Origin of the sequence: Actinosynnema sp. NPDC049800 (assembly GCF_040656635.1) — a bacterium.
Classification (GTDB): Bacteria; Actinomycetota; Actinomycetes; order Mycobacteriales; family Pseudonocardiaceae; genus Actinosynnema.
In genome coordinates this window covers 49078-57115 of sequence record NZ_JBFAMT010000058.1, presented here as the reverse complement: position 1 = coordinate 57115, position 8038 = coordinate 49078, and the positions used below count along the sequence as shown (strand labels likewise).

The following is an 8038-nucleotide window of genomic DNA, read 5'->3' as shown; positions in this document are numbered from 1 at the left end:
TTGGCGGACGCTTTTCCCGCCAGGCCTGCCCGGCTTTGGCCTGCCTGGGGTGCCCGTAAGGGCCCCATGTCAAATCGAGCCGGACTGAACCAGGCAGTAAACGACCCACCCCACCCGCACCCTACAAACCCACCCCACCCCACCTACAAACCCGAAAAATTCTCCCGCACGTACTCGATGTGCCCCAAGTAGTACTCCTCGTGCCCCTCTTCCCTCTGCCGCCAGAACTCGGGCCTCTCCCGAATCATCGCGACCATGTCCTCCAACCTCGCCAACACCCGCAACCCCATCCCCGCCACCGGCAACCCGTACGCCTCGCAGAACAACCCCGCCCGCCTCCGCTGCTCCTCCACCGTCCCGAACTCCGGCGAAAACGGCACCAGGCAATACGCCGTATACGCGACATCCCACCACCGGGGCCCGGGCCGAGCACCGTCGAAATCGAACACCCCGACCGGCATCCCATCCCGGAACACCATGTTGTACGGCGCCAGATCGTTGTGGCAGATCACCTCCACCGGCTGAACCGCCTCGAACTGCCACCCACCCAACACACCAACCAACCCAACCCCCGCCTCAACCCCATCCCCCGCCTCAACCCCATCCCCCGCCCCCGAGCCACCCCCACCCCCCACCGTCGCGTCGTGCAACCGCCGCACCATCCGCGCCACCGCCACCAGCACCTCGTCCGAACGCAACGACGCACTCAACGGCGGGTGGCCGACCTCACCCTCCAGGTACGACAACACCTCCCTCCCGCGCTCGTCCACCCCGTGCACCACCGGCGAAATGCCAAGCGGCGCAAGGTGTTCCAGCAACCGGTGCACGTTGGGCGTCCACGGACCGGTCGGCCTCCGCACCGTCGACCCGACCCGCACGACCTCGTTGAGCCCGCCTCCGGTGAGCACTTCTTCCTGCACGCATGACATCCTTCACCTGCGCGGATCCGCCAGACGAGAGGTTTTTCCCCAGTGGCCGAGAGCAGCAACCGCCCTGTGCTGGTAGTCGACTTCGGCGCGCAGTACGCGCAGCTGATCGCCCGGCGAGTCCGGGAGGCGCAGGTCTACTCGGAAGTCGTCCCGCACACCACACCCGTGGCGGAACTGCTGGAACGCGACCCGGCCGCCATCGTGCTGTCCGGCGGCCCGTCCAGCGTGTACGAGCCCGGCGCGCCCCAGGTCGACCCGAAGCTGTTCGACGTCGGCGTCCCGGTCTTCGGCATCTGCTACGGCTTCCAGGCCATGGCGGGCGCGCTCGGCGGCACGGTCGAGCACACCGGCACCCGTGAGTACGGCCGCACGGAACTGGGCGTCCAGCAGGCCGGCGGCCTGCTCCACGAGGAGCTGCCCGCCAACCACCCGGTGTGGATGAGCCACGGCGACTGCGTCACCAAGGCGCCCGAGGGCTTCACGGTCACCGCGACCAGCGAGGGCGCGCCGGTGGCCGCGTTCGAGGACACCGAACGCCGCTTCGCGGGCGTCCAGTACCACCCGGAGGTCGGCCACTCGCCGCACGGCCAGGAGGTGCTGCGCCGGTTCCTGCACGAGATCGCCGGCATCCGACCGCAGTGGACGACGTCCTCGATCGTGGACGAGCAGGTGGCCCTGATCCGCGAGCAGGTCGGCGACGGCAAGGCGATCTGCGGCCTGTCCGGCGGCGTCGACTCCGCGGTGGCCGCCGCTCTCGTCCAGCGCGCCATCGGTGACCGCCTGACCTGCGTCTTCGTCGACCACGGCCTGCTGCGCGCGGGTGAGCGCGCCCAGGTCGAGCGCGACTACGTGGCCGCCACCGGCGTCAAGCTCGTCACCGTCGACGCCCGCGAGCGGTTCCTCGACGCGCTCAAGGGCGTCACCGACCCGGAGCAGAAGCGCAAGATCATCGGCCGCGAGTTCATCCGGGTCTTCGAGCAGGCCGAGCGCGACCTCAAGGCCGAGGGCGACTACCAGTTCCTCGTCCAGGGCACGCTCTACCCGGACGTGGTCGAGTCCGGCGGCGGCACGGGCGCGGCCAACATCAAGAGCCACCACAACGTCGGCGGTCTCCCCGAGGACCTCCAGTTCACCCTGGTCGAGCCGCTCCGCGCGCTCTTCAAGGACGAGGTCCGCCGCGTCGGCACCGAACTGGGGCTGCCGGAGACGATCGTGCAGCGCCAGCCGTTCCCGGGTCCCGGCCTGGGCATCCGCATCATCGGCGAGGTCAACCAGGAGCGCCTGGACATCCTGCGCAAGGCCGACGCGATCGCCCGCGAGGAGCTGACCAGCGCCGGCCTCGACCGCCAGATCTGGCAGTGCCCGGTCGTCCTCCTGGCCGACGTGCGCAGCGTGGGCGTGCAGGGCGACGGCCGCACGTACGGCCACCCGGTGGTCCTGCGCCCGGTGTCCAGCGAGGACGCCATGACCGCGGACTGGACGCGCCTGCCGTACGACGTGCTGGAGCGCATCTCGACCCGCATCACCAACGAGGTGAACGAGGTCAACCGCGTGGTCCTGGACGTGACGAGCAAGCCGCCGGGCACCATCGAGTGGGAGTAGCAGAGCCGCACGAAGAAAAGGCCCGTCCTCCCCAGGACGGGCCTTTTCTCTTCCCCCTACCCCTGCCCCCTCTACCGCCGCCGGCGCCCTCTACCTCCGCCGACGGGCCGACCCCGCCAGCAACCCCAACCCGATCACCATCGCCCCTCCGGCCAACGCCCACCTCAGGTCGAGGAACGCGGGCCACGACGCGCCGTCGGAGAGCATGTAGGCGGCTGCGACCAGGGCCGCGACCCCGAACACCAGCCCCACCACGTCGACCCCGCGCTTCTCGATCGAATCCTGGTCAGCCACGACTCACCTCCACCGTTCCGAGATCGCTGCGCACGTCGAGCACGATCTTCAACCCGCCCGGCCCGTCGGCCCCGTAGTCGGTGACCTCCTCGTGCCGCCCCTCACCGTCGGCCTCCCGGCCGAGGCAGTGCACCGAGCCGAGGTCCGTCCGGCAGTTCACCGTCACGTCCGCGTCGGCCGGCACCCTGACCTGCGCACTGCCCGCCTCGACCTCGACGGCGGTCGTCACGGACCCGCTGTTCGGCAACCCGGTCAGGTCGAGGGTCACCTCGCCGAGGCCGGCCGTGTACCGGTCCTTGACGTCCTCCACCTTCGTCGGGCGGTCCGTGGTGCTGCCCAGGTGCTTGCCGTCCAGGTCGAAGTCCACCGACGTCAACAGCACGCCCACCACCGACAGCGGCACGACGAGCCAGATCAGCCCGCGCCCACCGCCACCGCGCAGCGCGCCGAGCACCATCCCCGCGCCCATCACCGCGACCAGCAGGCCGATGACGTGCTGGGCGTGGAACCAGTCGGCGTACCCCGACGCCACCAGCGACCCCGCCAGCACCACCAGCGACGCCCCGAACGTCGCCAACCCCACCCGCGACCTGCGGCGGCGCACCGCCACCGGCGCGGGCGTCGCGCCTTCCGGCTCCTGCGCACCGGCCGGCTCGGGCAGGTCCCACGCGAACGGCGCAGCGCCGAGCGGGTCCCAAGCCGGTGGCGTCACGCGTTCGGTCGTGTGCTCGTCCGTCGACACCTTGCCCCCCACACCGTCACCATCACCGACTCCGACCCCGTGCCCGACCCCGTGCCCGGCCCCGGCCCCGAAAGCCGCGGTCGGCTCCGGCCGGTTGAGCTGCCCCCGACCGCGGTGCAGCAGGTAGATCGCACCCATGGACAGCAGCACGCCGCCGACCATGGTGAACCCGCCGTCCACGAAGAACCCGGTCGCCGGGATCACCGCGATCCCGAGCAGCACCGTCAACGCCGTCGGGGTCGAGCTGCGCCCACGCCCGAGCAGCGCCTCCGCCGCCGACACCTCGTCATCGGCCTGCGCCAGCCACAACCAGCCGAGCAGGTAGATGAGCACCCCGGCGCCGTTGCACAACGCCATGGCCACGAACGCCACCCGGACGATCACCGGGTCGATCTGGTACCGCTGGGCGATACCGGCGGCGACACCGGCGATCTTGCGACCGTCGTGAGGCCGCCTGGGCCGCGTGGCCCAGAAGTCCTTCAGCGTCTCTTCGACGCTGGCTGCGCTGATGCTCCCGCTCACGACGACAAGCTTGCTCAACACGAGCCGTCCGCACATCGGGGGCCCACCCTGAACCGCGCATCGGGTGGAACCCTGATGACCGGCCCGGACCAGCGTGTGACCATCAACGGGTGAGTGTGGAGACGAAGGCCGTCGAGCCCGTGCGCCGCAGGCGGACCGGCCGGGTGGTCGCGGGTGTGGCGGGCGGTGTCGCCGACCACCTCGGCATCGAGGTGTTCTGGGTGCGGGCGGCGTTCGCCGCGCTGACCGCGCTCAACGGCGTCGGCGTGATCGCGTACGGCCTGCTGTGGCTGTTCGTGCCCCAACGCGCGGCCGGCGAGCCGGAAGGGCCCGCGAACCCGAGGGAACGCCAGCAGGCGCTCGGCCTGGTCGCCCTGGGCATCGCCGCGGCCGTGCTCGCCGGCCTGTTCTCCGGCCCGGTCAGCGGCTGGATCGCGGGGCCGCTCGCGGTGGCCCTGGTCGGCGCGGCCGTGGTCTGGCGCGAGGCGGACGAGGCGCAGCGCCGCCGCTGGCGGGCCGGCGCTAAGTCCGGGATCTTCGGCGGCACGGGCCGCAGCACGATCGTGCGCGTCCTCGCGGGCGTGGCGCTCGTCGCCATCGGCATCGGTGTGCTGCTGGTCAACAGCTACGGCATCGACCAGCTCCGCTTCGCGCTGCTCGCCGTGGTCGCGACCCTCGGCGGGGTGGCGGTGCTCACCGTGCCGCTGTGGATCAAGCTGATCAACGACCTCGGCGAGGAGCGCCGGGTCCGCATCCGCACCGAGGAGCGCGCCGAGATCGCCGCCCACCTGCACGACTCCGTGCTCCAGACCCTCGCCCTGATCCAGAAGCAGGCCGAGCAGCCGCGCGAGGTCAAGCGCCTGGCGCGCGGCCAGGAACGGCAGCTGCGGGAGTGGCTCTACGGGCGGATCGTGGAGGAGAACAGCCAGCCGACCACCATGTCCGCCGCGATCGCCAAGGCGGCGGGCGAGGTCGAGGACAGCTTCGCGCTGGCCGTGCAGCAGGTCGTGGTGGGCGACTGCGAGCTGGACCCGAACCTGTACGCCCTCGTCCAGGCCGCCCGCGAGGCGATGGTCAACGCGGCCAAGCACGCGGGCGTCGGCGAGATCAGCGTGTACGGCGAGGTCGAGCCGGAACGGGTGGCGGTGTTCGTCCGCGACCGGGGCAAGGGCTTCGACCCGAAGACCGTTCCGGAGGACCGGCATGGCCTCGCGGACTCGATCGGGGGGAGGATGGACCGGCACGGCGGCGAAGTCCGGATCCGCACCCGGCTGGGTGAGGGCACGGAGGTGCAGCTGATGATGCCGAGGAAGACCGCAGACAAGCGAGAGACGGGGGCCAGGACATGACCGTTCGGGTGTTCCTGGTGGACGACCACGCGTTGTTCCGCGCCGGGGTGCGGGCCGAGCTGGACTCGATCACCGACGAGATCGAGGTCGTCGGCGAGGCCGGTTCGGTCGGCGAGGCGGTGGCGGGCATCGGGCACCACCGCCCGGACGTGGTGCTGCTCGACGTGCACATGCCCGACGGCGGTGGCGCGGAGGTGCTGCGCCAGGTCCGCACGGCGTTGCCGGAGGTGGTGTTCCTGGCGCTGTCGGTGTCCGACGCGGCCGAGGACGTCATCGCGGTCATCCGCGCCGGTGCGCGCGGGTACGTGACGAAGACCATCTCCAGCCAGGAGCTGGTGCGCGCGGTCGTGCGGGTCTCGGAGGGCGACGCGGTGTTCAGCCCGCGGCTGGCCGGGTTCGTGCTGGACGCGTTCGCCGACCGTCCCGGCGCGGCTCCGATCAGCGACCCGGAGCTGGACCTGCTGACCCCGCGCGAGCGGGACGTGCTGCGGCTGCTGGCGCGTGGTTACGCGTACAAGGAGATCGCGTCCGAGCTGTTCATCTCGGTGAAGACGGTCGAGACGCACGTGTCGAGCGTCCTGCGCAAGACGCAGCTGTCGAACCGGTACGAGCTGTCGCGCTGGGCCTCGGACCGCAGGCTGGTCTGACGGGCGCTCCCCGCCCTCCGGCTTCCTCCCAGGGCTACTCCAGCTGCTGGGAGGAGAAGATCTGCAACCTGCCGCCGTCGGGCCACACGCCGAGCTCGTAGCGCCCGTAGGACGCGGTGCCCGCGTGGGTGAAGTTCACGTTCACCCGCACGGCGTACCTGGCGGGGCTGATCTCGACGACCTCGATGCCCTGGGCCTGCACGTCGTCGTACTGGCCCCAGAACGCCTGGTACTCCTCGAACGGTCGCTGGAACGGCACGGCCAGGTTCGCGTAGGCCGCCGCCGTGTCCTCGGGCAGCGCCTCGTAGTGCCTGCGCACGAGTTCGGCCGCGTCGCTCGCCGTGAGGCCCAGGGACGTCGTCGTCGGTGCGGCGTCCCCGAACGTCCAGACCTCCAGCGCGGCCGCCGTGACCGCGCCCGCACCGAGGAGCAGCACGACCGCTGCCACGAGAGGCGCCAGCCACCTCTTCCGCTGCTTGCCGTCGGGCGACCCGGCTTTACGCACCCCGGACCCGACCTCCGGCTCACCCTGCCGATCGGTCGTGACCTGCGACGATCCACCGCCGACCGGTCCACCGCCGACCAGCTCGGGTTCGACCGGCCCGGATTCGACCTGCTCAGGCTCGGCCGGCTCCGGCTCGGCCCGCAGGGGAGCGGCCAGCAACTCGGCCGCCTCCACCGCCGTGGGCCGCCCGGCCGGATCGGCGGCGAGCAACCTCGTCAGCACACCCGTCAACGGCCCGGAACGCGTCGGCGGCTCGATCAGCCCCGCCGCGGCCCGGTACAGCAGCCCGAAGCTGTTGTCGCTCACCCCGTGCGGCGACTGCCCCTCCGTCGCCGCGTACAGCGTCGCGCCCAGCGAGAACACGTCCGACGCCTGGTCCGGCTGCTCGCCCCGCGCCACCTCGGGCGCCAGGTACGCCGGGGTGCCGGTGATCATGCCGCTGTCGGTCAGCGTGCCGTCGCCCGCGGCTCGTGAGATGCCGAAATCGGTGAGCTTGACCGTGCCGTCGTGCCCGATGAGCACGTTCGACGGCTTGACGTCCCGGTGCACGATGCCCGCCGCGTGCGCCGCGGCCAGCGCGGTGGCCACCCGACCACCGATCCTGGCCGCCTCGTCCGGGCTCAACCTGCCCCGCTCGGCCAGCAGCCCGGCCAGGCTGCGCGAGGGCAGGTACTCCATGACCAGCCACGGCCGGTCGTCCTCCACCACCACGTCGAACACGGAGATCGCGTCGGGGTGCTGCAGCCGGGCCGCGTTGCGCGCCTCGCGCATCGCCCTCGCCCTGGCCACCTCGAGCTCGTCGGCCGTCAGGTCCGGCCACCGCAGCTGCTTGACCGCCACCTCGCGGTCCAGCAGCTCGTCCCGCGCCCGCCAGACGACGCCCATGGCCCCGCTGCCGACCCGCTCGACCAGCGCGTACCGACCGCCGACCGTCCCCGTCCTTGTTCCTGTCCCCCCGGACTCCGCCACGCCAGCAGGTTAAGCGATGGCGCGGCCCGCGTTGGTGTCAGTTGGTCGAGACCAGCTTGGCCAGTTCGCGGTCGAAGTCGATCCACAGGTCCTCTTCGCCGGGCTGGACCACGTCGTAGGTCATGTCCAGGAACTCGGCGATGTCCTCGGCGTCGGCCGACAGGATGGCGAAGCCGGTCGGCGCGTTGAGCTCCACCAGGACCCGCTCCGGGTCGTCGGCGGCCGGCCGGACCAGGATGTCGCCCTCGCCGGAGGAGGTCAGCAGGCCGTCCGCGAGCAGGTCCCGGGCGAAGATCCACTCGACCTTGCCCTGGCCGGTGTGGAACAGCACGGCTACCGCGTACGGGTCCTCGGGTTCGTAGTGGAGCTCGGCCTCCACCGGCGCCGGGGCCACGCCCGGGACGAGGAGGTGGAACGTCGTCGTGATGGTGATGCTGTCGTTGCTCATGTCCTGTGGGTTCCCTTCCGAAGTCGTCCCT

General features: G+C 71.6%; 8 protein-coding genes. 3 read left to right on the top strand and 5 right to left on the bottom strand.

Annotated features, from left to right (window positions below):
* Positions 1-143: 143 nt before the first annotated feature.
* Positions 144-920 carry an aminoglycoside phosphotransferase family protein gene (locus tag AB0I91_RS37840; RefSeq protein WP_499641157.1) on the bottom strand — a complete coding sequence of 259 codons (777 nt, stop codon included), beginning with the start codon at positions 918-920 and terminating at the stop codon, positions 144-146.
* 51 nt (positions 921-971) lie between these two features.
* Between AB0I91_RS37840 and guaA the strand changes: the two genes are divergently transcribed.
* Entirely contained in the window at positions 972-2531 is a 1560-nt protein-coding gene (gene guaA / locus AB0I91_RS37835) for a glutamine-hydrolyzing GMP synthase (RefSeq protein WP_499641155.1), read from the top strand.
* 90 nt (positions 2532-2621) lie between these two features.
* On the opposite strand, the gene AB0I91_RS37830 is transcribed toward guaA, so the two are convergent.
* Both AB0I91_RS37830 and AB0I91_RS37825 read right to left on the bottom strand, forming a co-directional pair.
* On the bottom strand, positions 2622-2825 hold the full coding sequence (locus tag AB0I91_RS37830) for a hypothetical protein (RefSeq protein WP_498783483.1): 204 nt from the start codon (positions 2823-2825) through the stop codon (positions 2622-2624).
* Positions 2818-4089: a PspC domain-containing protein gene (locus tag AB0I91_RS37825; protein WP_499641153.1), complete on the bottom strand. Its 1272-nt coding sequence runs from the start codon at positions 4087-4089 to the stop codon at positions 2818-2820. The genes AB0I91_RS37830 and AB0I91_RS37825 overlap by 8 nt, the downstream gene beginning before the upstream one ends.
* A 110-nt stretch (positions 4090-4199) precedes the next feature.
* On the opposite strand from AB0I91_RS37825, the gene AB0I91_RS37820 reads away from it, so the two are divergent.
* Positions 4200-5438, top strand: coding sequence for an ATP-binding protein (locus AB0I91_RS37820; RefSeq protein ID WP_498783487.1), 1239 nt, complete (start codon positions 4200-4202; stop codon positions 5436-5438).
* The gene (locus AB0I91_RS37815) at positions 5435-6085 is read left to right on the top strand and encodes a response regulator (RefSeq protein WP_053721568.1); all 651 of its coding nucleotides are present in this window, start codon (positions 5435-5437) and stop codon (positions 6083-6085) included. Before AB0I91_RS37820 ends, AB0I91_RS37815 begins: the two co-directional genes overlap by 4 nt.
* A 34-nt stretch (positions 6086-6119) precedes the next feature.
* On the opposite strand, the gene AB0I91_RS37810 is transcribed toward AB0I91_RS37815, so the two are convergent.
* Positions 6120-7559, bottom strand: coding sequence for a serine/threonine-protein kinase (locus AB0I91_RS37810; RefSeq protein WP_499641151.1), 1440 nt, complete (start codon positions 7557-7559; stop codon positions 6120-6122).
* A gap of 37 nt (positions 7560-7596) precedes the next feature.
* The gene (locus AB0I91_RS37805) at positions 7597-8007 is read right to left on the bottom strand and encodes an SsgA family sporulation/cell division regulator (RefSeq protein ID WP_498783491.1); all 411 of its coding nucleotides are present in this window, start codon (positions 8005-8007) and stop codon (positions 7597-7599) included.
* Positions 8008-8038 lie beyond the last annotated feature (31 nt).

Coding starts and splice junctions, on each gene's coding strand:
- AB0I91_RS37815 (WP_053721568.1), top strand. CDS start 5,435: ATGACCGTTCGGGTGTTCCTGGTGGACGACCACGCGTTGTTCCGCGCC.
- AB0I91_RS37805 (WP_498783491.1), bottom strand. CDS start 8,007: ATGAGCAACGACAGCATCACCATCACGACGACGTTCCACCTCCTCGTC.